At 69.5% G+C, this 22,915-nt stretch carries 24 protein-coding genes and 1 pseudogene; 9 read left to right on the forward strand and 16 right to left on the reverse strand.

The window, feature by feature from the left end:
• Both QA861_RS24310 and QA861_RS24315 read right to left on the reverse strand, forming a co-directional pair.
• On the reverse strand, positions 1 to 1,481 hold a 1,481-nt coding region (locus QA861_RS24310), incomplete at its 3' end, for a TnsB C-terminal domain-containing protein (RefSeq protein ID WP_443041664.1).
• A gap of 165 nt (positions 1,482 to 1,646) precedes the next feature.
• Entirely contained in the window at positions 1,647 to 2,885 is a 1,239-nt protein-coding gene (locus tag QA861_RS24315; RefSeq protein WP_334590695.1) for an AAA family ATPase, read from the reverse strand.
• Between the two features lie 300 nt (positions 2,886 to 3,185).
• Between QA861_RS24315 and QA861_RS24320 the strand changes: the two genes are divergently transcribed.
• Positions 3,186 to 4,103: a helicase associated domain-containing protein gene (locus QA861_RS24320; protein WP_443041573.1), complete on the forward strand. Its 918-nt coding sequence runs from the start codon at positions 3,186 to 3,188 to the stop codon at positions 4,101 to 4,103.
• A 66-nt stretch (positions 4,104 to 4,169) separates the two neighbouring features.
• Here QA861_RS24320 and QA861_RS24325 read toward each other — a convergent pair whose 3' ends face one another.
• The gene (locus QA861_RS24325; RefSeq protein ID WP_334590696.1) at positions 4,170 to 5,003 is read right to left on the reverse strand and encodes a hypothetical protein; all 834 of its coding nucleotides are present in this window, start codon (positions 5,001 to 5,003) and stop codon (positions 4,170 to 4,172) included.
• Between the two features lie 61 nt (positions 5,004 to 5,064).
• Positions 5,065 to 5,283: a hypothetical protein gene (locus QA861_RS24330; protein WP_334590697.1), complete on the reverse strand. Its 219-nt coding sequence runs from the start codon at positions 5,281 to 5,283 to the stop codon at positions 5,065 to 5,067.
• Between the two features lie 47 nt (positions 5,284 to 5,330).
• On the opposite strand from QA861_RS24330, the gene QA861_RS24335 reads away from it, so the two are divergent.
• Complete coding sequence (locus QA861_RS24335) at positions 5,331 to 6,308, forward strand: hypothetical protein (protein ID WP_334590698.1); 978 nt, start codon at positions 5,331 to 5,333, stop codon at positions 6,306 to 6,308.
• Positions 6,309 to 6,554: 246 nt separating this feature from the next.
• Positions 6,555 to 7,400 (forward strand): IS5 family transposase, encoded by an 846-nt coding sequence (locus QA861_RS24340; RefSeq protein ID WP_334590699.1) that lies wholly within the window; start codon positions 6,555 to 6,557, stop codon positions 7,398 to 7,400.
• Positions 7,401 to 7,429: 29 nt separating this feature from the next.
• Here the strand turns inward: QA861_RS24340 and QA861_RS24345 are convergent, their stop codons facing one another.
• The 8 genes from QA861_RS24345 to QA861_RS24380 all read right to left on the reverse strand — a co-directional run bounded on the left by QA861_RS24345 (position 7,430) and on the right by QA861_RS24380 (position 15,407).
• Positions 7,430 to 8,188: a GNAT family N-acetyltransferase gene (locus QA861_RS24345; protein WP_334590700.1), complete on the reverse strand. Its 759-nt coding sequence runs from the start codon at positions 8,186 to 8,188 to the stop codon at positions 7,430 to 7,432.
• 68 nt (positions 8,189 to 8,256) lie between these two features.
• A complete protein-coding gene (locus tag QA861_RS24350) occupies positions 8,257 to 8,733 on the reverse strand; it encodes an NUDIX hydrolase (RefSeq protein WP_334590701.1) in 477 nt (158 codons plus the stop codon).
• A gap of 31 nt (positions 8,734 to 8,764) precedes the next feature.
• On the reverse strand, positions 8,765 to 10,384 hold the full coding sequence (locus tag QA861_RS24355) for a carbamoyltransferase family protein (protein WP_334590702.1): 1,620 nt from the start codon (positions 10,382 to 10,384) through the stop codon (positions 8,765 to 8,767).
• The gene (locus tag QA861_RS24360; RefSeq protein ID WP_334590704.1) at positions 10,384 to 11,244 is read right to left on the reverse strand and encodes an AAA family ATPase; all 861 of its coding nucleotides are present in this window, start codon (positions 11,242 to 11,244) and stop codon (positions 10,384 to 10,386) included. Before QA861_RS24360 ends, QA861_RS24355 begins: the two co-directional genes overlap by 1 nt.
• The gene (locus QA861_RS24365; protein ID WP_334590705.1) at positions 11,241 to 12,284 is read right to left on the reverse strand and encodes a Gfo/Idh/MocA family protein; all 1,044 of its coding nucleotides are present in this window, start codon (positions 12,282 to 12,284) and stop codon (positions 11,241 to 11,243) included. Before QA861_RS24365 ends, QA861_RS24360 begins: the two co-directional genes overlap by 4 nt.
• A complete protein-coding gene (locus tag QA861_RS24370) occupies positions 12,281 to 13,183 on the reverse strand; it encodes a sugar phosphate isomerase/epimerase family protein (protein ID WP_334590706.1) in 903 nt (300 codons plus the stop codon). The genes QA861_RS24365 and QA861_RS24370 overlap by 4 nt, the downstream gene beginning before the upstream one ends.
• Entirely contained in the window at positions 13,180 to 14,427 is a 1,248-nt protein-coding gene (locus tag QA861_RS24375; RefSeq protein ID WP_334590707.1) for a methionine adenosyltransferase, read from the reverse strand. Before QA861_RS24375 ends, QA861_RS24370 begins: the two co-directional genes overlap by 4 nt.
• Positions 14,418 to 15,407 (reverse strand): glycosyltransferase family 2 protein, encoded by a 990-nt coding sequence (locus QA861_RS24380; protein WP_334590708.1) that lies wholly within the window; start codon positions 15,405 to 15,407, stop codon positions 14,418 to 14,420. Before QA861_RS24380 ends, QA861_RS24375 begins: the two co-directional genes overlap by 10 nt.
• A 178-nt stretch (positions 15,408 to 15,585) precedes the next feature.
• On the opposite strand from QA861_RS24380, the gene QA861_RS24385 reads away from it, so the two are divergent.
• Both QA861_RS24385 and QA861_RS47430 read left to right on the forward strand, forming a co-directional pair.
• Entirely contained in the window at positions 15,586 to 16,977 is a 1,392-nt protein-coding gene (locus QA861_RS24385) for an NsdA family TPR-like regulatory protein (protein ID WP_334590709.1), read from the forward strand.
• Between the two features lie 116 nt (positions 16,978 to 17,093).
• Positions 17,094 to 17,444, forward strand: a pseudogene (locus QA861_RS47430) (DUF8825 domain-containing protein).
• A gap of 99 nt (positions 17,445 to 17,543) precedes the next feature.
• On the opposite strand, the gene QA861_RS24395 reads toward QA861_RS47430, so the two are convergent.
• On the reverse strand, positions 17,544 to 18,512 hold the full coding sequence (locus QA861_RS24395) for a DNA polymerase Y family protein (RefSeq protein WP_334594827.1): 969 nt from the start codon (positions 18,510 to 18,512) through the stop codon (positions 17,544 to 17,546).
• A gap of 128 nt (positions 18,513 to 18,640) precedes the next feature.
• Here QA861_RS24395 and QA861_RS24400 point away from each other — a divergent pair, with 128 nt between their 5' ends.
• Entirely contained in the window at positions 18,641 to 19,516 is an 876-nt protein-coding gene (locus tag QA861_RS24400) for an ATP-dependent DNA ligase (protein ID WP_334590711.1), read from the forward strand.
• Here the strand turns inward: QA861_RS24400 and QA861_RS24405 are convergent.
• Positions 19,494 to 19,754 (reverse strand): DUF6207 family protein, encoded by a 261-nt coding sequence (locus QA861_RS24405; RefSeq protein WP_334590712.1) that lies wholly within the window; start codon positions 19,752 to 19,754, stop codon positions 19,494 to 19,496. The two genes, QA861_RS24400 and QA861_RS24405, sit on opposite strands and share 23 nt — an antisense overlap.
• A gap of 322 nt (positions 19,755 to 20,076) precedes the next feature.
• On the opposite strand from QA861_RS24405, the gene QA861_RS24410 reads away from it, so the two are divergent.
• The 3 genes from QA861_RS24410 (at position 20,077) to QA861_RS24420 (ending at position 22,081) form a co-directional block, all read left to right on the forward strand.
• The gene (locus QA861_RS24410; RefSeq protein WP_334590713.1) at positions 20,077 to 20,670 is read left to right on the forward strand and encodes a hypothetical protein; all 594 of its coding nucleotides are present in this window, start codon (positions 20,077 to 20,079) and stop codon (positions 20,668 to 20,670) included.
• A gap of 27 nt (positions 20,671 to 20,697) precedes the next feature.
• Entirely contained in the window at positions 20,698 to 21,096 is a 399-nt protein-coding gene (locus QA861_RS24415) for a hypothetical protein (protein ID WP_334590714.1), read from the forward strand.
• Between the two features lie 445 nt (positions 21,097 to 21,541).
• Entirely contained in the window at positions 21,542 to 22,081 is a 540-nt protein-coding gene (locus QA861_RS24420; protein ID WP_334590715.1) for a hypothetical protein, read from the forward strand.
• 20 nt (positions 22,082 to 22,101) lie between these two features.
• Here QA861_RS24420 and QA861_RS24425 read toward each other — a convergent pair whose 3' ends face one another.
• The gene (locus tag QA861_RS24425) at positions 22,102 to 22,473 is read right to left on the reverse strand and encodes a nucleoside 2-deoxyribosyltransferase domain-containing protein (RefSeq protein WP_334590716.1); all 372 of its coding nucleotides are present in this window, start codon (positions 22,471 to 22,473) and stop codon (positions 22,102 to 22,104) included.
• A 9-nt stretch (positions 22,474 to 22,482) separates the two neighbouring features.
• Positions 22,483 to 22,902 carry a hypothetical protein gene (locus QA861_RS24430; RefSeq protein WP_334590717.1) on the reverse strand — a complete coding sequence of 140 codons (420 nt, stop codon included), beginning with the start codon at positions 22,900 to 22,902 and terminating at the stop codon, positions 22,483 to 22,485.
• Between the last annotated feature and the right edge of the window lie 13 nt (positions 22,903 to 22,915).

The raw sequence follows: 22,915 nt of genomic DNA on the forward strand, positions 1-22,915 counted from the left end.
AGCAGGGTACGCCACCCGGCCGGCGGCGCGGCGGGCGGGATGAGGTCCGGCAGCGACAGCTGCGACAGGTCGGTACCGGTAGCCTGGGCGAGTTCGGCCTCGGCCTGCGCAGCGGTCAACGCACCGAGCCGCTGAGGTGCGGCGGGCTGGTTCACGGCGGCGTAGCGCTCGCGCTGGGAAGCCTCCAGGTCCTTCTTGAGGCGGCGGGTGCGGGCGGCCCGTGCCCGCCGTACGGCGCTGACCTGTTCCTCGGTGGCCCGGTCGGCCAGATCTGCGGAACCGAGATAGCGGCCGCTGGCCGCGTGGTAGACCTCGATGCGGTGGTCGTGGTGGGGCATGAAGCGGACCCGGACCTGGATCCCGGCCTGACCGGTCATCCACGGGCCCACATAGTCGCGTTTCCTGAAGCGCACTCCGCGGGTGGTCAGCGTGCGGGTGCCGGCGTCCTCCAGGGTGAAGGTCCACAGATCCGCGACCGGCACGTCCCGCAGCGGGGTCGGATCGTCCTGCCACGCCTCAAGCGGAGTCCGGCCCCGCAACGGCGCCGGGCTGTGCTCGGTGTTCCACCACGAAGTCCAGGCCAGCAGCCGGGCGGTGAAGTCCTCGAAACCGAGCAGCACTTCGTCCTTCGGACGGGAAGCCCGTTTACCGGGGCGCGGCTGGCGGGCGTAGCCGGGCAGCGCGGTCAGGAACATGCTCTCCACCGCCCGGTTCAATCCCTCCACGGTGCCCTTGAGGTGGGGGGTGTAGGCGGGCAGGTCCTCCACCGTCACGTCCAGGAGATCGAACGCGGCCGTCACCGTCCGGGACAGGAAGTCCTTGCCGCGGTCCACCCGTACCTTCTCCGGCAGGCCGCCGAACGGGCCGTAGGGGTCCTCGCGCAGGACCGCGGAACGCAGCGCGGACAGCACCGACTCCCGCGACGGATCCCCCGGCGTGACCGCGACACCCGTGATCGCGTTGGTGGCGCAGTCGGTGAACCACGTGATCCACGGCCTGCGGGCGGTGCCGTCGACGTCGACCAGCACCGGGGCCTGCATGTGGTCGGTCTCCCACACCTGGTTGCGCCAGCCCCGCGGCCGGGCCAGGAACACATCGTGCTTGCGCGCCGCCCGCTCCCCTCCCACAAGCCCGGCCCGCTCCCCCGCCGTCAGATCCCGGCGGATCGCCCGGTGCAGCGTCGTCAGCGACGGTGCGTCCCCAGGCGGAGACTCCCGAGCGGCACGCAGGACCAGTTCGCGATGGACGGCCCGCACGTTCCCCTTCCACAGTGCCAACAGCCCACGGACTTCAGACGTGACCGTGAACGTCGCACCGGCCCGGGACCGGGCACCCGGGCTGGCGGCCGCGGCCTCATCGCTCTCAGCCGCGGCCAGCCACCGCCACACCGTGCGCTCCGCCACCCCCAACGCGTCCGCAGCCACCCGTACATGACTGGCTGTCAGCTTCTTCCCCGCCCGCAGAACGAGCAGCCGCCGCACCGCCGGACCGCGCAGTGCCGTCCTCGACGCCGCGGGCAACCCGCCGGGTGCGCGGACGGCGTCACCGTCCTCCATGTCAGTTCCCCTCACGTGATGGGCCGTCGTGAACGTGCCGGGTACCGGGCGTATGCGATCGCCCTTCCGCCTCCTGCCGGAGCGCCTGGTTCACAGCGGCGGCGCGACCCTCCTGAACAGCCGCCTCAACAAAGCCCGGTCGACGGCTGCGTCAGCGGTGGTGAGCAGCGCGTTCTGCAGGTGGGCAGTCAGAGCGGCCCACATGCGGAACGTGCCGTGGGCGCACGACGGGTCGATCCACGCCAGATCCGGGGCCGGGACGGTGCGCCACAGCGGATGGAAGCCGGTCACCACGGCCGCGACCTCCGCTGCGGCCAGGCGCGGAACCTCCTGCCACGCGCCGACCCTTGATGCCAGCTGCGACAGCCGGGCCAGCGCCCGCTCGCTGCCCGCCCCGCACAGCACCAGCGTGATCCGTGTGCCGGGGTGGTCCCACAGGCTCTGCAGGTACTCCAGACACGGCACGGGCAGGCGCTGCGCCTCATCGACCACCAGCACCCGCGCTTCCCCCAGAGCCCCCGCGACCGCGGCGTCGGCCAGCGCCGACGTGTGCGGGAAACGGCCCGGCAGCCCCAGTGCGTCGAACACCGCCCGCCTCATGCCGGCAACCGACGGGCGCACCGGCACCGGCACCCACGTCACTCTCCAGCCCGGCGGGACCTCGTGGAGCGCCATCCGCACGGCCGCGGTCTTGCCCCGGCCCGGGTCGCCGAACACACACACCGCGCCCTCCGCCGCCATCGCCTGCCCGACCGCCTCGGCCACCGCCCGCACCGACGACGTCCCCACCAACCGCGCTCCCGCCGGCAACACCACACCCGCCACCGCACCGCTCTCCACCGACGGCAGGACCGCGGACGCCGCCGGCACAGGGCGCGGCAGCCGGCGCACAACCGTCTTCGCCGCGCCGCCCTCACGCGGCCCCGCCAGCGCGAGGTCAGCCAGCGCCTGCCGTGTCCGCTGCTCTTCCCGCTCCCGCCGCACCACCACACGGTCCGGCAAGACCCTGCCGGCCTCCAGGTCCCGGCGCACCACCCGGTACAGCGACGCCAGCGACGGCACCTCTCCACCGGCATCCTTCAAATGCCGGTGCAGCACCGACACGTTCCCACCCGCCTTCGCCAGCACCTCCCACGCCTGCTCGGACAACTCCAGCCGGGCCCGCGGCCTGCGCTCCACACGGCCCTCCGTCCGCGCCGCATCCAGCCACCGCCACACCGTCCGCACAGCCACCCCACCGACCTGCGCGCCCGCCCGCACATGCGCCGCGGTCAACACCCCGGCCGCATCGAGCTCCAGCAGCCGCCCCACCAGCACCGGCCTGGACACCCTCAACCCCGCCGTCACCTCACCCCACGCGCCCGGCTCCCCCACCCCACACCCTTCCGACGCACAAACCCGACGCCGACCACCGTGCCACCAACCAGCCCACAGAGGATCAGAAGTGCCGTTCCCATGACAGCGGCGCGGAGCGAGGTGTACCGCCCCACGACAGCAGCGCCCACTACAAATACCGCCCCATGACAGCGACGCTGTCCTTCACAAACGCCCGACCAGCAAGAACATCCCGACCTGACATGCCGTCACTGACACCCACCCACTGACATCAAACCGGCACATCGCACGGTGATGGTCGCAGACTGGGTCAGCTTCAACGTCATCGACACCGAACGTCAGGACTGGGCTCGCGGCTGGGCGAAGCTGAAGACATACGTCGAGCGGACTGGGAACGCGAGGGTGCCCTACGGATACCGAGAGGGCGCGACACCTCTCGGGCAGTGGGTGGCGGAGCAGCGACGGGCGTACGGGGCCGGGGAGATGAGCGGGCAGCGCGCGCAGCGGCTGGAGCGGCTCGGCATGGTGTGGTCGGTGGCGGATGAGCGCTTCCAGGAGAATCTGGAGGCCGCGAAGGCGTACTACGAAGACCATTGGACCCTCTGCAGTCCGAGGCCCGCCGTGGCCCTGAACAGGCCGGTAGGACAGTGGTTGAGCAACTTGCGCCGCCCGGGTGCGCTGGACGGGCACCCCGAGTGGAAGACGGCGCTGGAGGCCGTGGACGAGGACTGGAACCCTTCGTGGCCGGCGGAGTGGCAGAGGCACTACGCCGCGCTGCGCGAGCTGGTGGCCGACGAAGAGGGCCAGGCGGAGGTTCTGCCCGGGTTCACGGTCCACGGCATGGACATCGGGAAATGGCTCGCCCGGCAGCGGACGCCGAAAGTCTGGGAGGCCCTTCACGACGGGCAGCGCGAGCGCCTGGAGCAGCTCGGCATCATGCCGCCGGCCCCGGAGCCGGAAGAGCCCGCAGAGCCGTCCACGGCGACCGTGAGCGCCTTCGAGAAGGGCGTGGCGGCCCTCGCGCAGTACAGGACCCGCACCGGCTCCGTGAAGGTCCCGCGAGGGCACACAGAGACGATCGTGGTCGACGGGCAGGGACACGCTGTGAAGCTGGGGGTGTTCCTGTCGAACACGAAGTCGAGGCGCGGGAAGCTTGGGACCGACAAGCTCGCCGCGCTGGCCGCCCTCGGACTCGACTGGGCAGCTGAGTGACAGGGCAACGACGGCGCCCGCACCGGGGATGGACCCGGGGCAGGCGCTGGGTTCGTACAGACGCGATCAGTCCCCGTACATGTCGAGGTCATAGGCGCGGGTGAACTGGCGAGCTTCCTGTTTGGTGATCTTGTGTGGGAGAGCGGCCGCTCGGATTTTGTCCGCGGCCTCGCTCGACAGCACGCCCTGGGCCTGGAGTTCGTCTACGAGCACCGCCAAGGCCTGGGCGTTCGCTACGGCTGCCTCCGTTGTGCGGCTGAGCTGCGGCTCGTTGAGGAGAGCGAATGGACCCGGCTTACTCGTCTCGCGGCCTTCGTCCGCTACCAGCGACAGGTTATGCCGGATGCTCCCAGCTTCAGTCTCCTGCCACAGCGTGCGGCCGAAACGCATGCGTACGGGAGTGTCGCTGACTCCTCGGCGAATGACGTCGTAGTACGTCTCGCCACGAGCAATGACCAACTCCTCCAGTTGCTGATTCGCTTCTCCGGCAGTCTCCGTGACGAAGGTCAGTACCAGATAGTCCCCTTCGCCGTCGATCCACTCCCGGTAGGCACCTGGGACCAGAGCAAGTCCACCGATCTCCACTGCCGAAGCACGGAGGTCCTCAGCTTCCTGTAGCTCGAGGCTGTACGTGGCCACGTCCGGCTGCGCCCCGACGGTGTAGGAGTAGCGGGTATTGGAGACCGACCAGTTCACATCGGTTCCGCGCAGGGGGCGGCCGTCCTTCTCCGCAGCCGCCTTCAGTTCAGCGTCCAGTTCGTCTTGCCGCTTGCTGGGCACGCGAAACTCAAGGGCAACGCGGCGCAGCTGGCGCCCAGTATGCGCGGACGTCACCGGCGGCAGCTCTTCGGCCTGAAATTCTCGGGTGTCACCCAGCAAGTGGATGGAGATGGTTGTCACGCCTTCCACTCTGCCATCAGGGTCTGACAATTGGTTCCGGGCGACATCGGCACCGATGCGATCAGCTTCCCTGTCCCAGGTCGTCAGCGTTTGATCCGGCCGCGTGCCGCCGGTGCGACCAGCGCGAGGAGGACTGGCTGAAGCCGGTGAACATCTCGATCCAGGTACCGGCGGTGGTGACGTCTTCCTCGCTGGAGCGGAAGACGACGGAGTTGAGCACGACGTGCCCGGCCTTCTTGGCGCGGGCGGCGGTCCAGCGCTGGCTGAGCGGGCCGGACAACGAAAACCGCGTCCGACCCGGTGCCGGGCGGGCTTATGGTCCATCGCATGCATGTCGACCAGCTCAAAGCCTCGTCACAGAAGTGGATGACCGCGGCACTCGTGGCATTCTCCCAGGGCCCCGAGTCATACGACTTCGCGGTTCACCACGCCGGGATCGCTGCCGAGCATCTCCTCAAGGCCTACCTCTCGGCCCTGCACCCGGCCCTCATAGTGGAAGCCCGGGACTTCGACTCACTCCTCCACGCCACGGGCCACGGCATGCACGCATCTGTCCCTGTGAGCCGAGCCAAGACCATCGGGCTGGTGGAAGCCCATGCACGAGTACACAAGATCCTCCGCAAGCAGATCCCGATCGACCAGCGGACCCTCGCGCCGGTGGCGAGCGCCCGCAATGGCGTCGCCCACAGCGGCCTCCATGACATTGCCGAGGTCCAGACCGTTTTCACCACATGTCTTCGCCTGATCGATCCGTTGCTCACCGAGCTGAAAATCGATCCGCACTCCTACTGGGGCAGCTATCTGCCTCTGCACGACGAGCTGATCGAGGAACGTGTCCGCGAGGCCCGGATTCGCCTTGAAGGCAAACTTGCCCAGGCACGAGTCGTCTTCGAACAGCGGTACAGGCATTTGGCGTCGAAGGATCGGGAGATCGTGCTGGCCACGGTCACACAGCACTCGAACACCTACATGGAGCACAGCGAGCACAAGCCGTGCCCTGCCTGCGGCTCAAAGGGCTGGCTCATGGGCACCACCCACATCGACGAGACGGACATGTCCGTCGTCGTCTTCGCGCCCTACATCTTCGTCTGCTCCGCATGCGACCTGGACCTCGAGAACGAGGAGTTCTGGGAGCTAGGAGGCGACTTTAATGACGAAGTCGTCCTTGAGGACCCTCCGGAGGACTTCTACGCAAACTGGGAACCGGACCCCGACCTACTCCACGACAACCCCTGGGACACCGAAGACGACTCCACCTCGGACGCGGACCGAGAACCGGACGAAGACATCGCCAGAGGCAGGTGATCCGAGACCTAAGAGGACGTTCGTGGTACTTACGTGATGGTTTGAGGTGGTTGTGTCGTGCCGGGTTTGGCCTTATCCAGGCAGAACAAGTGATTTGCGGTTACAGCTTCAGCGGGCGTGACTTTGCGTTTCAGCCCGGTTTCAGCTGATAGCTCCTGTCCGGTTCGAGGAACCTACTGAAAGCGGCTTTTGGCTCGCTCGATCGAGCGATATGCCCGGTCCGGGACCCCATGCATGAGTATCCCCATGACTTCTTCGCAGCCGCGCCTGCCGTACCTGAGTGATCTCTCCGATGCCCGCTGGGAGTTGATGGAGCCGACCTTGACGGCCTGGCGGGCCGAGCGGCAGAAGACCTCCCTCAACCTCGGCGGCAAGGTCACTGACCTGCGGGAAGTCATGAACGCGATCCTCTTCCTCAACCGGACCGGCGTCCCGTGGCGCTATCTGCCGCACGATTTCCCGCCGCACACCACGGTGTTCGGCTACTTCAGCGCCTGGACCGCCGACGGCACCATCGAGAAACTCGGCGTCCACCTGCACCGGATGGTCCGTGAGCAGGCAGGACGCACCGCGGAGCCCACCGCGTGCGTGATCGATGCGCAGAGCGTCAAGACCGCGACCAGCGTCCCCTCCGACACTCAGGGCACGGATGCAGGGAAGAAGATCGTGGGCCGCAAGCGCAGCATCGTCGTCGACACGCTCGGCCTGTTACTGCTGGTCATCGTGACCGCCGCCAGCGTCTCCGACAACGAGGCCGGCAAGCAACTCCTCACCCAACTCGCCACAGACCACCCCACGATCACCAAGGCATGGGTCGACACCGGCTACAAGACCAAGGCCATCGAGCACGGCGCCGCCCTCGGCATTGATGTCGACGTAGTCCCACGAAACGAGCAGGTCAAAGGCTTCTCGGTGATCCCCAGGCGCTGGGTCGTGGAGCGAAGTTTCGGGTGGATCATGATGCACCGCCGCCTCGCCCGCGACTACGAGACCAAACCTGCGCATTCCGAGAGCATGATCCGCCTCGCGATGATCTCGAACCTTGCGAAACGAGCAACCGGAGAAACACCCATAACCTGGCACAACCCATGAACCATACGGTTTTTAACCGGAACGTCCTCTTATGTGTCCTGGGTCCGCCACTGGTGGAAAAAGGTCAGGCCCGGTCCGGCACCGAGATGAAGCGGGACACCGGTGAGCAGAGTGCCGACGTCGATGCCCTGCCCGGGCCGCAGGACACTGAAGCCCTGCCGCGCGTAGTAGGGCCCCAAGGGACGCGTCGTGTCGAACTCGCCGAACAGCAGCGTGTAGTCCAGCTGCCAGTACACCTGCACGCACCGTGCGATCAAGGCGGCCCCGATTCCACGACCGCGGACGTCCTCGGACACGGCGACCGCTTTGATCTTCGCGTACACCAGCATCGACATCAGGATCTGCTGCTTGGCGACCGGCATCCGGGCGAGCCCGGAGATGACCGTGCCCGAAGGGACGCCCAGCAGCGCACCGACGATCCGGCCGTCGCCGTCCCGCGCGACCAGCGGCAGGGACAGCTCGCCCGCCGCCCGCTGGAGTTCCCCGGCTGCCGCCGCTCGTACGAGCCGTTCCCCGGGATCGGTGCCCGCGAGGGCGTCCACCAGCCACGTCCCGCACTCCCCGCGAGCGAGGGCTTCAAGGTGGCCGGTCTCCAGATCGTCGGCGGCCTCCTTCAGCAGCGTGTTCACCACGGCGGCTTCCCGCGGCCTCGCGAGGCCGATCCGCACACCGTCGGGCCCCGGTACACCGTCCAGCAACTGCCGACGCGTCAGCCGGACCGGCCCCGTTAAGGAACCAGCCGCCGGCGTCCTTCTGGCCGTCGTCCTCTTCGTCTTCTTCTTCGCCATCCCGAGGATCTACCCGCCCCAGGACGCGGCGGACGCCACGGCCGGAAAGAGAGCCGATGGTCGTGCTGTCAGCCCGCCAGGACCACCGGCTGCGGCGGCGTGTGTCCTGCGGCAACGGCCGCGACCAGGTCGGCGAGGCCTGCCGGGTAGACCGTCTCCCGGGCGGCGCGCAGTTCGGCCAGGGTCCACCAGCGGTGCTCGCGGATGTTGTCGGGCTGCGTCGCACGGGCCGGGTCGATGTCGGTAGTGGAGACCCGGGTGAGGAAGTACCGCTCTACCTGCCGGACTTCGCGCCCGCCGACCAGGTGGTCCTTGGTGCGCTCCGCGAGCTGGGGCCCGAGCTCGATGGCCGTCTTTTCGACACCGAGTTCTTCACCCAGCTCACGGAGGGTTGCCGTGGCGTGGTCCTCCCCCGGCTCCAGGGAGCCGCCGGGCGTCGCCCAGAAGCCGCCGTTCTCGTCGTAGCGCAGCAGCAGGACGCGGTCGGCTGCGTCCATGACAATGGCGCGGGCGGCTTCCCTCAACGGCGGTGTGGAGGTCGTCATGCCTTCCAGTGTGGCAGCGTCCGGAAGAAGGTCAGGACCGTTCGACCAGGTATGGGCCGATGCACGCCGCGTCCAGGTCGCAGGCCTGGAGGGTGGCGAGGGCGTGGGCTGGGGTTTCGACGATGGGTTCGCGGTCGTTGAAGGACGTGTTCAGGACGATGGGCACCCCGGTGAGCTGGTGGAAGTGCTCGATCAGGGCCCCGTACGCGGGCGCGGTGGCCGGGTCGACGGTCTGGACGCGGGCGGTGCCGTCGACGTGGACGACTGCGGCGATCTTGTCGGCGTGGCCGGGCCGTACGGGCGGGGCGAGCAGCATGAACGGGCTGGGGACCTCGAGGTCGAACCAAGCGCTGGCGTGGTCGGCGAGGACGGCCGGTGCGAAGGGCCTGAACGGCTCGCGGTGCTTGATCCGGTGGTTGAGGGCGTCGGCGCTGTCGCGGGTTCGGGGGTCGGCGAGGATGCTGCGGGCACCCAGGGCGCGGGGTCCGAGTTCACTGCCGCCCTGGAACCAACCGATGATCTTCCCGTCGGCGATCATCTGGGCGGCGGTGTGGGCGATGTCGCTCTCGCGCCGCCAGGTGAAGGGTGTGCGGTGGCGTTCGACCAGGCCGGATCGGGGGTCGCGGTGCAGGGCCTGCTCGATCTCCGTGTCGGTGTAGTCGCAGCCGAAGCAGTCGCTGGTCAGGGGCCGTTTGGGGAGGTCGCCGGTGAGGCGGTGGAAGGCGTAGAGGGCGCAGCCGAGGGCCTGTCCGCGGTCGGAGGCGGCGGGCGGGGCGAAGTAGCCGGTGACCGTGTCCAGGCGGCGGAGTTTGTCGGCGGCGACACAGTTGAGGGCGACGCCCCCGGCGAAGCACAGGTTGCCCAGGCCGGTCGCGGCGATCGTCTGTTCCGCGAGGGTGCACAGGGCGCGTTCGGTCTCGCGCTGGACGTAGGCGGCGGCGTTGGCGGCGAGGGGGTGGTCACCGAGGCTGGTGTACGGGCCGAAGTCGAAGCCGGTCCGGTCCGCGAGGTCGGCGATGCCGGGTGCGTGGGTACGGGTGAGCCGTCCGTGGACGCAGGTGTCGACGACGTCGAAGAGCGGGGCGAGGTGAGGGTCGGGCTCGCCGTACGAGGCGAGCGCCATGGTCTTGCCGGCTTCCTGCTCGTGCCAGCCGAACCAGTTGGTGAACGCCTCGTAGGTCGCGCCGATCCCGGCCGCGCGGGGCCGGGTGGGCTGGTTGGAGCCCAGTCGCTCGATGCCGTCGGGGGTGGCCCGGTAGTAGGTCTCGGTGTCGTTGTTGTTGCCGCCGCCGTCGACGACCAGCACGGTCGCCGTGTCGTACGGGCTGAGGCAGTAGGCGGTGTAGGCGTGGCTGAGGTGGTGGTCGACCGGCACGATCCGGCTCCGGTCGATACCCAAGTGCATGAGGCCGGTCTCGGCACGGGTCGGCGGGGTGCGGCCGATGCCGCTGACGGCGACCAGGTCGACGTCGGCGAGCGTGAGACCGGCCGCGCGCAGGCAATACAGGAGGGACGCTTCCCAGCCGGGGCTGTAGCGGGTGCGGTTGAGGCGTTCCTCGCCGATGGCGACCATCACGGTGCCGGTGATCAGCGCGGCACCACCGTCGTGACCAAGGTTGATGCCGACGACGCACGGGCTGGTCCGGCTCATCAGGCAGCCCTCCGTACGGGAGCGGCGAGCGGGTTCCACAGACGGGTGTGCCCGGCCGGGTCGCGGTGGAGGGCACCGAGCTGGCACAGCTGCACGGTGCCGCCACGGTGCGGAACCGGCGGGGTGAAGGGGTGGCCGAAGGCCTCCAGCCCTCCGAGCCGGGTGTAGGTGTCGGCGAACTGCGGATCCAGCGGCGGCCTCGGGGCGCGGGCGGTGGCGGAGGTCAGCCGTCGCACGGTCTGATCGAGGCCGGCGTCCGCGAGCATTCCGGCGACCTGGGCGAGCACCGTCTCCGGGGTGGCGCCGTCGGTGTCGATGACCGTCGGCGGGGTGGGGCACAGCGAGGGCGCGATGTCGGTGTAGAAGGTGTGCAGCCGTTGCAGGAGGCCTTCGTCGAACCACTGCTTCCAGCGCGGGAGTTCGGCGGTGTTGCCGCGGCGGGTCAGGCTCTGGCCGGGGCTGACCAGGAGGATCGCGGTGAGGACCGTGTCCGGGAGCTCGGGGGCGATACGGCGGGCGTAGAAGTCGCGGGCCGTGCGGTAGGGCAGGGAGTCGTCCGCGCGGGTGGCGTAGCAGTAGGCGAGGGCTCCGAGGTGATTGCGGTCGGAGATGAGCAGGCGTGTGTCGGGGTCGGCGGCGAGGCGTCGCATGGCGCGGGCCTTGTCGAGTTCGTGGCGGAGGAACCAGAGGGTGTGTCCGGCCGGGCTGGGGTGCACCGGTGCGGCGAGGCCTGCGGAGAGGCGGGCGTTGGGCTCGGTGAACCAGAGGGTGTCGTCGGCCAGGGCGCACACTATGCGGGCGAGCAGGGAGGTCTTGCCCGCTCCGGGCGGGCCGTCCAGGACCAGTACGGGGGCGTTCACGATCGGGTGTCCTTCCGTGTGCGGGTGAGGCCGGCCAGGGCGAGGGCGAGGTCTTCGACGCGCAGGGCGAGGTCGGCGCTGGTCGGCAGGTCGGCGGGGTACTGGCCGGACAGGCGGGCGTTGATGGACGCCCACATGGCGGCGAACGGGTCGCCGAAGCCGCTCGTGGTGCCGTCGGCGGTGGTGAGCCAGGTGGTGGCGGCCGGTTCGTAGGGGCGGGCGAAGTCGACGGTGGCGGCCGCGTGGGTGTCGTTGAGGTGGATCTGTTCGCGGAAGACTCCGGCCGGGGTCGCGGAGATGACCAGGGTGAACGGCTGTCCGCCCGGGCCGTGCAGGAAGGCGTGGACGGACTGCCCGTCCGGGTCGAGGTGACATGCGGTGGCGGTGGTGCCGGGGACGGCCAGGACCAGCGCGGTCAGCAGGTGGTAGCCCTGCCACAGCAGGATCTGCAGCGCCGTCGCCTGGTGCGGGGCGAGGTGGTCGGGAACGGGCTGGGGCGAGTCCTGGTCGAAGGTGTACGGGGTGAAGCCGGCCGGGAGCAGACGGCGGCGGGCGGCTTCGTCGACGCCGTCGGCCTTCACCAGCCAGCCGCCAGTCGGTTCGGGTACGTGGGCGAGGGCCGCGTGCAGCGCGGGGTCGTGGGCGCGCATCGCGCCGACCTCCAGGAGCAGACCTGCGTCCTTGGCCCGGGCTGTGAGCTTGCGGGTGCGTACGGCGTCCAGGCAGACGGGTTTCTCGGTGACGACGTGGACGCCGGCGTCCAGGGCTTCCTCGATGAGGTCCTCGTGTACGCCGGTGAGGATGACCAGCACGTCGGTGTCGGTGAGCAGGTCTCCGGTCCGGGTCGCGGTGCGGGGCACGGCGAACTGCTGTTGCGCGGTGCGGGCGCGTGCGGGGTCGCGGTCGGCGACGGCCATCACGTCGAACGCGGTGGAGGCGGTCAGGAGCGGGAGGTGGAGGCCGAAGGCTGCGGCGCCGCATCCGGCGACCGCGAGCCGCCACGGCCGTACGGCGGGGCTCGGGGTGGGGGTGGGGGTCATCGGGATGCCTCCGCAGGGGTGAAGCAGCGGGTGGCCGCGTGGTGGGACAGGCGGGCGATCTCGCCTGCGGGCAGCGCCCGCAGGGCGGGGTTGAACAGCTCTACCGACACCGTGCCGTCGTACCCGGTCCGGGTCAGGGCGTCGGTGAAGGCCGGCCAGGGCAGAGCTCCGTCGCCGGGGAACAGGCGCTGTGCGTCGGTGACGCTCGCGGTGTGGCCGGCCGGGATGTCGGCGATCTGCACGTGCGCGATGGCGCCTGGGGCGAGGCCGGTGATGTGGGCAGGGTCGGCTCCGGCGGCTGCCCAGTGGAAGGAGTCGACCAGTACGCCCGCGTGACCCGTGCCGGTGTCGTGAAGCAGTTCGGCGAGCTGGGGCAGGCTGTCGACGACCGGGTGAGGGCCGTCCAGTCCGGGCGGAAGCCCGGTGCGGATGCTGACGGCTTCGACGGCGAGCCGTACTCCGTGCGCTGCGGCGGCAGTGGCGAGTTGGACGATCCGTTCCCGGGCGAGAGCCCGCGCCCGGGTGGTGGTGAGGGGGGAGCGGGGGTTGAGGACGGTCGTGGCGACGGTGCAGCCCAGCGTGGCCATGGCCTCCAGACGGCCGTTCAGCCCGTCCAGGCAGGCACGGTAGGTGTCCGGGTCGACCAGCAGCGGGGCGGGCAGGATGGGCCCGGCGGGCAGGATGCCGCTCGCGGCGGCCACCCGCACTCCGAGCTCCTGGAGCAGGTCGCGTAACCGGGCGAGGCCGTGGGCCTGGGCCTGCTGGACGGACACTTCGACGGTGGGGAATCCGGCGCCGGCGGCCAGGGCGAGGAACTCGGGCAGCGGGAGGCCGGTGAGGGTGGCGGGGTTGAGGCAGGGCACGAACCGCCCGGCCACGTCGGTGGAGGGTGTGTTCATGCCGTGGCCAGCTTTCCGTCCAGCAGTTGCTCGCGCAGCGTGCCGAGGTCGGCCATGACGTCGGCGATCACACGCCGGACGCAGACGGCACCGACGGGCTGGGGGCCGGAGGTCTGCACGATCGCTTGCCAGGGGTCGGTCAGGTCCCGGCCGGACTGGGAGACGAGTACGACCGCGCAGTCCAGCCCGGTTTCCTCGTGCAGGCGGCGGGCGGCTTCGGCGGCGGCCAGGTTGTAGAGCTTTCCGACGTGGTAGACGGGGTTCTTCCCGGAGACGCCTTCGGCGGACCAGGGCCGCAGCATGCTGATCAGTCCGTTGGCGCGGTTGCCGCGGCCGACGACGCCTTCGTCACCGGACTCGATGCTGGAGCCGGTCGCCGTCAGGTACAGCTCGGGGCGGGTGTCGTCGTCGCGGGTGTTGACCGAGACCGTCACGTGGTGCTCGGGCGCGATTGACGTGGCGAGTTCGGTGATCAGGTCGCGGGCGCGGGTGCGGCGGGCGATGTAGGTGTCCAGGTCGGCCGTCTCGCGGGCGATCTGCGGGACGCACGCGGTCAGCTGCACACGCGCGCCGTGCCGCACGATCATGAGCTTGATGTCCGTGCCGTAGTAGGGGTGTTCGGTGCGAAACGCCTCGCTGGTGAGGTGGGATTCGACGCCGAGGGCAAGCTGCTCGCCGGTCCCGAGCGGCCAGTAGGCGACGCCGGCGCTGCTGTCGTTGGAGAACATACGGTGGCGTTCGGCGAGATCGTCCAGGCTGCGCGGGGCGAACCACCTCTGCCGGGACGCCTCGCGCGCGGCGGCGATGTCCGAGGTGTGGACGGCGCCAGGGCTGGATGCCTGGGTCAGCCGTGGCCGCACGTCGACCCACCGGTTCACGTCCAGCAGCGGCAGCGCCTGGGCGAGGTGGTCGCGGGCTGCGGTGGTGACGATGTCGGCTACCGGAATGGCGTGGTCACCGAGGGCGGCGGTGATGCGGCCGTTGACGAGGACCTGGACGGGTGCGGTGAGTTCGCCGTGCCCGAAGCTGACGTCGGCGGCCCCGCCCAGGAGGCTCGTCTTGTCGGTGTTGTGGTGCAGGATCGCGCCGAACTCTTCGAGGCAGTAGCGGCTGTAGGCGCGGGAGATCGCTTCGGCGGTGCCGTCGGCGAGGGTGTCGGGGTGGCCAGCTCCCTTGCGTTCGACGACTTCGACGCCAAGGAGGGCGGAGGCGGTGGACAGCCCGGTGGTGGTGATCACGTCCATGCTGGGGACTCCTTGGTCGGGGTGTGCTGGGCAAGGGCGACGGGGCGGCGTCCCAGGAGGCGCAGCCGTCCGCGTTCGAGGTGGTAGGCGCCGATCCGGGCGAGGTCGCGGGCGGCCTCCACGGCGCGGGCACGGTCCAGGAAGGTCCACCCGGCAGCCAGGTTGACCAACGTGGCGTGCAGGGCTTCGGGGCCGGCCTGGATCGCGGCGGGCTCCACCGTCACGCTCAGGTGCATCCGGGCGACGCACACGCCGTGCCCGGCGCCCTGGCGGACGAAGTACCTGAGGGTGGTCTCCGGGCGGTAGACGGGATGGGATACGACGGCGGCCGGTTCGATCAGGGTCTGGTGACCGGCCTGGCGGGCCCGGTCGATGAACTCCAGGTCCTCGCAGTCGCCCATCCACCGACCGCGGCGTCCGAGATCGGTACGGAACAGGCCGATGTCCAGCGCGGTGCGGCGGTCGAAGAGCAGGTTGCAGCCGGTCACCCAATACGGCCACACCGCGAGCTCCCGGCCGCCCGGCCAGTCGACCGCGCCGTGGCACTCGCGCAACGCCTTCGTCAGCGCGACCGTCTGGCCGCCGGGGTAGAGGACGTCGGTGCGGCCACCGACTGCGAACACCTTCTCTTCCTCGATCGCGGTGACCAGCGTCCTCAGCCAGCCGGGCTCGGGGGTGATGTCGGGGTCGGTGACGGCGACGTACCGGCCTCTTGCCGCGCAGATCCCGCGGTTGCGGCCCGCACTCAGCCCCGGAGTCGGCTCGTACAGCACGCGCACCGGGAACGGCCAGATACCGTCGCGGACCGCGTCCGCGACCGGCCGGACAGGGCCCGGCAGGTCGTTGTCGACGACCACCGCTTCCAACAGGTCGGCCGACAGCGTCTGTCGGGCCAGGGCGTCCAAGAGGTTCCGTACACGCTGGGTGTTGCCGCGGGCGCTGACGACCACGGACACCAGCGGCGCTTGCGGATCGGACACAGGGCACTCCCCCACATAGGGATCGGGATGCCGTCCATGTCACCGCCAACGCCCCTCCGCCGGGAAGGAAAAGGCTGTTGCGGAGGTGTTGCGGACCGTGGCCCGAAGTTCCACACATTGGGTACCCGACTCGCTACCGTGACGGATCATCAGGAAGTCGTGCGGAGGGGGACCCGCGATGTCCGACCAGGTCTTAGCCCACCCGCTGGCCGCGCTGCGCGCCGGACTCGGGCTGACCGGCGAGCAGTACCTCGACCGCCTGGACGACGAACACTTCGCCCTCGGCTACGGCCGGATGGCCAAGAGCCGGCAGAAGGTCTCCCGCTGGGAGAACGGCGTCAACTCCCCCGAACTGCCCGCCCGGTACGCCATGGGCCGCCTCCACAGCATCCCCCGCGAAGCCGTCACCGACCTGGGATGGCCGGACTTCCTGCTGCTCGCCTTCCCCGATGACCGTCCCGTTCTCGACAGCCCCTGGACCCTGGCGGGTACCGTGACAGCAGTAGCCGCTGCCGCTCGGGGAGGCTCCATGCAGGACCGCCGCGGATTTCTGATCGCCAGTGGAGCCACACTGAGCGGCCTGGCCTCGAGCTGGAGCCTCGCGCTCCCCGAACCGGCCGCCGCCTTACCCCGCCTTCCGGCCAAGGTCCCGGCCGAGACCTCCACCGTGAGCACCCGCCTCACGCCGGCGCTGCTGGACGTACTCGGGCAGCGCCTGGACGACTTGCGCCGCCTGGACGACGTCCTCGGGGGCGCCCGGCTGCGCCATACCGCCATCGCCGAATACGAACTCCTCAACAGCCTGGCCGCGCGGACCGGACAGCACGGCCCCCTCGAACACCGGCTGCTGTCCCTGCTCGCGGAGTCCGCCCGCATGTGCGGCTGGCTCCAGTTCGACACCGGCCACCATGCCCGCGCCCAGCGCTTCTACATCACCGCTCTGCGCGCCTCCGCCACCGCCGGTGACCACCAGGTCGGCGCCAACACCCTCGCCTTCATGGCAATCCAGGTCTACTCCAAGGGCAACCCCCAGGAGGCCGTCGACCTGGTGCGCACCGCGCAGGACGCCACCGCCCGCAACGCCACCCCGCGCGTGAAGTCGATGCTCCACGCCCGCGCGGCCCGTGCCCTGTCCAAGACCGGGGAGTCCACCGCCTGCCAGCGCGAGCTGGACGCCGCGCGCACCGAGTACGCCCGCGGCCCCCGCGACGACGACCCGCCCTGGTCGTACTGGCTGAACGAGGGCGAGATAGAAATGCTCGCCGGGTCCTCCGCTCTCGATCTCGATGACCCCCGCCGCGCCCTGACCCACTTCGATCAGGCCCGTCACGTCCAGTACGCGGCCGACGGCTACGTCCGCGACCACGTCCTCTACCTCACCCGCACCGCCCGCGCCCACCTCCAGCTCGGCGACCTGGACGCCACGTGCGCCGTCGCAACAGACGCCTTCACCCAGAACACCACCCTCAACTCCTCACGGCCCTCGGACGCCCTGGACGACCTCCGAGACGAACTCACGCACCACCGGCACGTGCGCTCAGTCCGGGACTTCCTGCAGTTCAGCGCCTGAACCCAGGGAGACCCGGTCACCATCAGGGCCCCGTCTCTCCCCCGCCTGATCGGTTGGCAGGAGATGGTGCCGCGCGGCGGACCGGAGCTCCGTTCGAACAGCAGTACCTTTGCCTCGTGGCAGCTTCGTACGACTTCCCCCAGGACCTGGCCGACGCGCAGGACGAACTCCGTCAGGTCCGCTCTGATCTGCAGACCCTCTATCAGAGGGTGCCGTGGTCGGCCGAACCGCTGGACGCGTGGGAGACGCACGACAACGCCTGGCGGCAAGCGTCCCGCCCCGCCTCCCCCGGCTAGGACCCCCAGGACGCGGCGGAGATCACCCGGCTACGGAAGCGGGAGCTCGAACTCGCGGGGACGATCATCACGCACGCGTACTGGAGCGAGTTCACCTCGGCCGACGTCCTCGCGGCCCGCACCGCGCTCAAGCACCACCACGAGCTGGAGTTGGCCGACGCCTCCAGCTAGTGCCGACCGTCTCTCAAGCCGGTCGGCCGTCTCACGCACGACCAGGTCCAGGACGTCGTTCTGACGAGGTCGTGGCGGAAGTCGGTTTCCGCCGTTCGGTCAGGAGACACGCAGAAAAGCGGCGGCCGGTCCGATCACGCAGGGCCCGAATTTGTCGCGGACCCGGTCGGCAGCTTCTTCCGTGACCAGACGGGTCTCCCGGCCGGGATCGAGGCTGAGCTGCTCGACCACAGCATCAGCGCCCACAGCGTCCTCCCCCTTCAGCACAATCCCCCTCAGACGTCCGCGCTGGAGACCGGCGGCGTCCATCAGCTGGTAGGCGGCCGTACGTAGGTCGTCCTCGTGCGCGGACGGCTCCCGCAGGCGCCGGCTTTTCTCCCATCGCGCGTCACCGGCGAAGTCCAGTCGGAGTGTCACACCGCGGGCGGCCTGGCCGCGGCGGCGCAGCGTGATGCCGAGCCGTACGACCAGTTCCAGCAGCCGGGCCCGTACCTCCGCTCCGTCGAGCCGGTCCCGCCCAAAGCGGTGCCCGACACTCACGGATACCGGCAGGGCCCTGGGGGTGACGGGGCGGGGGTCCTGGCCGCGCGCTCGCTCGGAGGCGGTACGCCCGGCCCGGGCGCCCAGGATCCGCTGCACGGTCCCCGCAGGCAGCGCGGCGAGCTGGGCCACCGTGTCGATGCCGTAGCGGCGCAACGCCGTCGCGTGCTGGGGGCCGATGCCGTGCAGCGCCTCCACCGGCAGGGTGGCGAGCCACTCTTCGGTGCTCTCCGGGGTGACCGGCAGGACGCCGCCGGGTCCGGTCACCTGGCCGGAGGCGGTTGCCGCGACGGTCCAGGAGGTTCCGATGCCGATGCGGAGATCCACTCCGAGGAGGGCGACCGACCGCAGCCGTACGACGTCGGCGATCTGGCATTCGTTCATACCGAAGTACCCGACGGCGCCGCGAAGTTCGACCAGTGCCGCGCCCGGCGGGAGCGCTTGCACCACCGGTGAGAACCCGTCCAGCATCTCCAGCACCCGGTGATATCCCTCCTCCGGCAGTCGTACGGGACACCGCACATGCATCACCGACGCCCTCCTCTGTCCGCTCGCCCATCCCGTCATCCCGCACCTCCAGCCCGACCATATCGAACAATTATTCGAACGCGGGGGGCCGACAGGCGCCCGAGGTGTGACGGCCGCACGCTGATCGTGTGGAGTGGCCTGTAGACGTCGCCCTGGCCCGCTCTCTGACGCAGCTGCCGACGGGCCCGTGGGCGTACGAGATCAAGGTCGACGGCCACCGGACCGTGCTGTGGCGGACCGAGGACAGTGTCCGGCTGCAGTCACGGACCGGCCGCGACGTCACCGCGCTCTGGATGGACCTCGCCCTGGCCGCTATGAGCCTGCCGCCTGGCGTGGTCTTGGACGGCGAGGCCGTCGTGTACGTCGCCGACGACGACGGCACCGCGCGGATCAGCTTCGCCGCGGCGCAGTCCCGGGCGTTGTCCCGGCCTCGCCGCGCGCGGGAGCTCGCCGACCGGCACCCCGCGACGTACGTCGCATTCGACATCCTGGCCCACCCGGCGGCGGGCTTCCCTGACCTGCGCCCGCGTCCGTACACGGAGCGCCGCCGGATCCTCCTGGACATACTCGCCGATGTCGGCCCGCCGATCGTGCCGGTGTGGTCGACCACCGACCGGGACGAAGCCCTGCTCTGGTACGAGGCACTCGAAGGAACCGGTGTCGAGGGGATCGTGGCGAAGCCGCTCCGGTCCGCCTACAAGACAGGGCGGTCCTGGGCGAAGATCAGGCACGCGGACACGGTCGACGCGGCCGTGGTCGGGTTCACCGGCGCGGCCCGGCACCCGAAGGCGCTCGCCGTACGACTGCCCGACGGGCGCGTCGTACTGTCCCAGCGGCTGACCACGGTGCTCGCCTCCGCCATCGCCCCGCGTCTGGTTCCTCAGGCCGGGCGCGCGGTCGCGGAGGCCGGTGACTCGTACACGCCCGCCGGGGGCGGCATCGTGGTTGAGGTTGTGGCGGGCACGACCCGGCACGGTGTCGTCACCGTGGTGAGGCTGCGCTGACCTCACATGCCGCGTCGGCGGCCGCGGTGGGTGAGCTGATGGGCTGGCGCACATCCAGGTAGCAGCGCAGTCGAACGCCGGGCTCGCCCACGTCCCGCGTCGTACGGTCCGCCGGCGACGTCGCCCACCGCGCGGCGAGCGCGGCCTGGACGGCGAACACCGTCTCGTCATCGGCGCCGGCGACGTCGACGACGACCTGCCCCGGTTCCCTCAGGTGTGCCTCGTTGATCGGGTTCATGTACAGCACTACGCCCGGACGTCCCGAACGGGTTCCGCTGCCGCGATTCTTCACCCGACCGAGTGGGGCAGTCGCTCCAGGATCGGCAAGAACGGGGATGGTGAGCGCACGGTCCTGTCGAAGACACCGTCGTCCCGCGCCGTTGGCCGCTTCCAGATGCCTAAACCGTCCCTGGGACCTCTTTGCCTAGGCTGCTCCCACAGCAGCTGATCAGTGCTCTTCACCTGGTCGAACTCCCCGCCTAAACCCTCAGAGTTCACCTGCTGAGTAGGTTCATCGCCAGACCAAGTTCACTCAGTCCGGGACACCACAGGAGGCTCCAGTGAGCTCCAGCAACCACCGTCATCAGCCGGACAACGGCATGCGTTCGTTCGAGCTGGTGAGGGATGTCTATCTCCAGGGTGCGCCGGTGTTCTCCGTCCCGCCCTGGGTGCAGAAGCGGACGGCCAGCTACGCGTCGTCCGACATGCGGCGGTGGAGCAACAACTGGAGGAAGTTCTACGCCAAGACCATGAAGGAGGCACGAAACGAGCGGAAGAAGATCCTTTCTTCCACGACGCGGCCCTCGCTCTACTTGGAGCCGCTCAGCCCCCTTCTCGCGGACCGGATCCGCGAGCAGCTAGAGCTTGACCTGCCGGAAACGTGGGATCCCATCGAGAAGGAAAAGGAGATCCACCGCAGTCTGGACTACGTCCAGAACGGACGGCTGTCGTCGCGTGAGCAGGAGGCCATCCACCTGGGATGTGCGATCCCCATGGGGCGTGCGGCAGCTGCCAAGGCCATGGACATCAGCCGTGACGGCGTCAAGACGCACGTGTCCAACGCCTGGACCAAGATGCGCGAGGACGGCGTCGACGACACGGCCGTGCGGTGGTTTCTCACCGGCAAGGTGCCTCAGAACTCCCCCCGCCCGTAAGAGAACTCGGAGAACAAAGGAAATCTCATGCCCGGAACCTGCAAGACAGATGACATCCAGGAGGAAGCAGTGACGGAACACCGTATGTCCCCTGGCGCCGATGCCTACATCCAGTCCTACGCCGAGTCTGTTGAGAGGGAGTGCCGTGAGAGCCGGAAGGCCACTCGGGTACAGAGCCATCTGCGGCTCGCCAAGCTGAGCGTCGTGATGCCGATCGGCGCCATGACCGTGCTGGTCGTCGCGACCGTCGTGGCGTTCGCGTTCTGGGGGATGCACACAGCCGCTGGACTGCCGATCGGCGCCGTGTCGGCGGCGATGTACACCGCCGTGAACGATGCCCGGATCTCGGTGGTCCATGACAACCCCGGGTGGAGGCGGCGGCACCGCATTTTGGCCTGGCTGGTTCCCGGCCACCCGTCCGACTGACGGGGAAGCCGCCCAGCGCGTCCTGGATTCCGAGCCCGTGGAACACGCTGAGCGGCCTGCAGCCCATTCCCCCTACCGCTGTTCAACAACGCACAAGACGAAGGAAGAGCCGATGCCATCATTTTTCCCGCATACAGATACACACGGGACGAGTGACCAATTCTCTCCGCATATCGGAAGCTTTTGCTCATTGGCCAGCATGATCATGAGCGAGCTTTTCATACGCACGCACGTGACCCCGCGCCTGCTTTCGATACCCCAGCTCCGACGGAGTGAACGGACCTAGACACAACTGCGGCCCCGGGCTTGGTTGGAGCCCGAGACCGCAGCTGTATGACGTGCACCGTGTCACCGGTGCACGGAGAACCTTTGACGCTCGCCGGGTGATCTGCCAGGACCGGCCCGCCGGGCGTCCTCCCTAGTTCTCAGTTAGGACACCCTAATGATGCCCTCTCTATCCAGCTTTCCGCAGCAAAACGCCGGTCATGCCTTCCTCGAAAGCCTCACACGGGCCAGCGGCACCGCGAGCGACGGCGGCTTCAACAGCACCTTCACCTGGGCCGCTCTGATCGCCGTGGTCGCTGTCATCGCCGCATTCGTCTACCGCTGGTTCGACAAGATCGCCAAGCTGCTGGAGAAGGCGTCCGTGACCCTCGACGCGCTGGTCGTCGAGCTCGACAAGCTCGCCGACAAGACTGCGAAGAAGGCCGACCTCGAAGAACTCAAGGAACTGCTCAGCCGCGTCAAGCAGGACGAACGGCGCTTTCCGAAGATCCCCTTCGGGACGATCGTCGCCACGATCGAGGCGTACGAGAAGACCACCGTCACCGAGGAGTGCGCCAAGAGGCTCACCAGGGTGCTCGCCAACAGGCGGTACGTGGACGAGGCGCTCAAGCTCTCCCGCGAGCAGGGCACCAGGATCGCCGACATCCGCGCCGCGATCAACGACGTCCAGCGCGTCATCAACCGCAAGCTCCTTCGATGACGCGTGATGGTGCGACCTGGTCAGGGACGTGCGGTAGGTGCGGCCGGCAGTAGTTTGGCGGCCGCACGGACGGTGGTCTGCAGAGAGTCGTGCACGGTGACATCCGGGCGGGCGTGCCGAAGCTGTTCCAGGACGTCCAGGCGGCGCGGGTAGTCGGGGTGAGTGCCGATCGCGAGGCGGGTGCCACGAGCAGCGTGCGCTCCCAGTTCGTACAGGGCGATGGGCTGGACGGCTTCAGCGCAGAACCAGAAAAGGATCACGTCGGCGATACGGAGATGCTCGTACTCCCAGGCGGTCTGCTCCCGTGCCGCTTCCACCTGGCCGACAGGGAAATCATCGCGTCGCGGGTTGAGGACGACGGCCGGGGATCCGATCGCGTCCAGCTGGAGCACCGCCCGTCGCTACCAGTTCGGGCACCCGGTGATGCCGCCGCCCAAGAAGATCGACACGGCGTCGCCGTCGTGGCGCGCCGGGGCCTCTACGTAGCGCAGCGTCCGGGGCGGCAGCAGCGGGAAGCCGGCGACGGCGATCGCGTCCAGCAGTTCCCGTACGAGCGCCTGGGCGTCGGGGCTGCCGTCCGGGTAGGCGCGCAGTACGGGGGCCAGCCGCCAGGAACTGAGTTCCGGATGTGGGCGCAGCATCTGCTCGATGGACTCGGTACTCAGGACGCCGCCGGCGGCCAGGCCGTCCAGACCTGCGTCAGTGCTCGCCTGTGCGGACAGGATCCGTGCACGGTGTTCCTCGGTCGCCTCCGGCTTCCACCGGCCGTTCACGTAGTCGGCTGTCAAAGCGTCGGCCAGGAGGTGCAGTTCATCCGTCACATCGGTCAGCGTA

Origin of the sequence: Streptomyces sp. B21-083, assembly GCF_036898825.1 — a bacterium.
Taxonomy (GTDB): Bacteria; Actinomycetota; Actinomycetes; order Streptomycetales; family Streptomycetaceae; genus Streptomyces.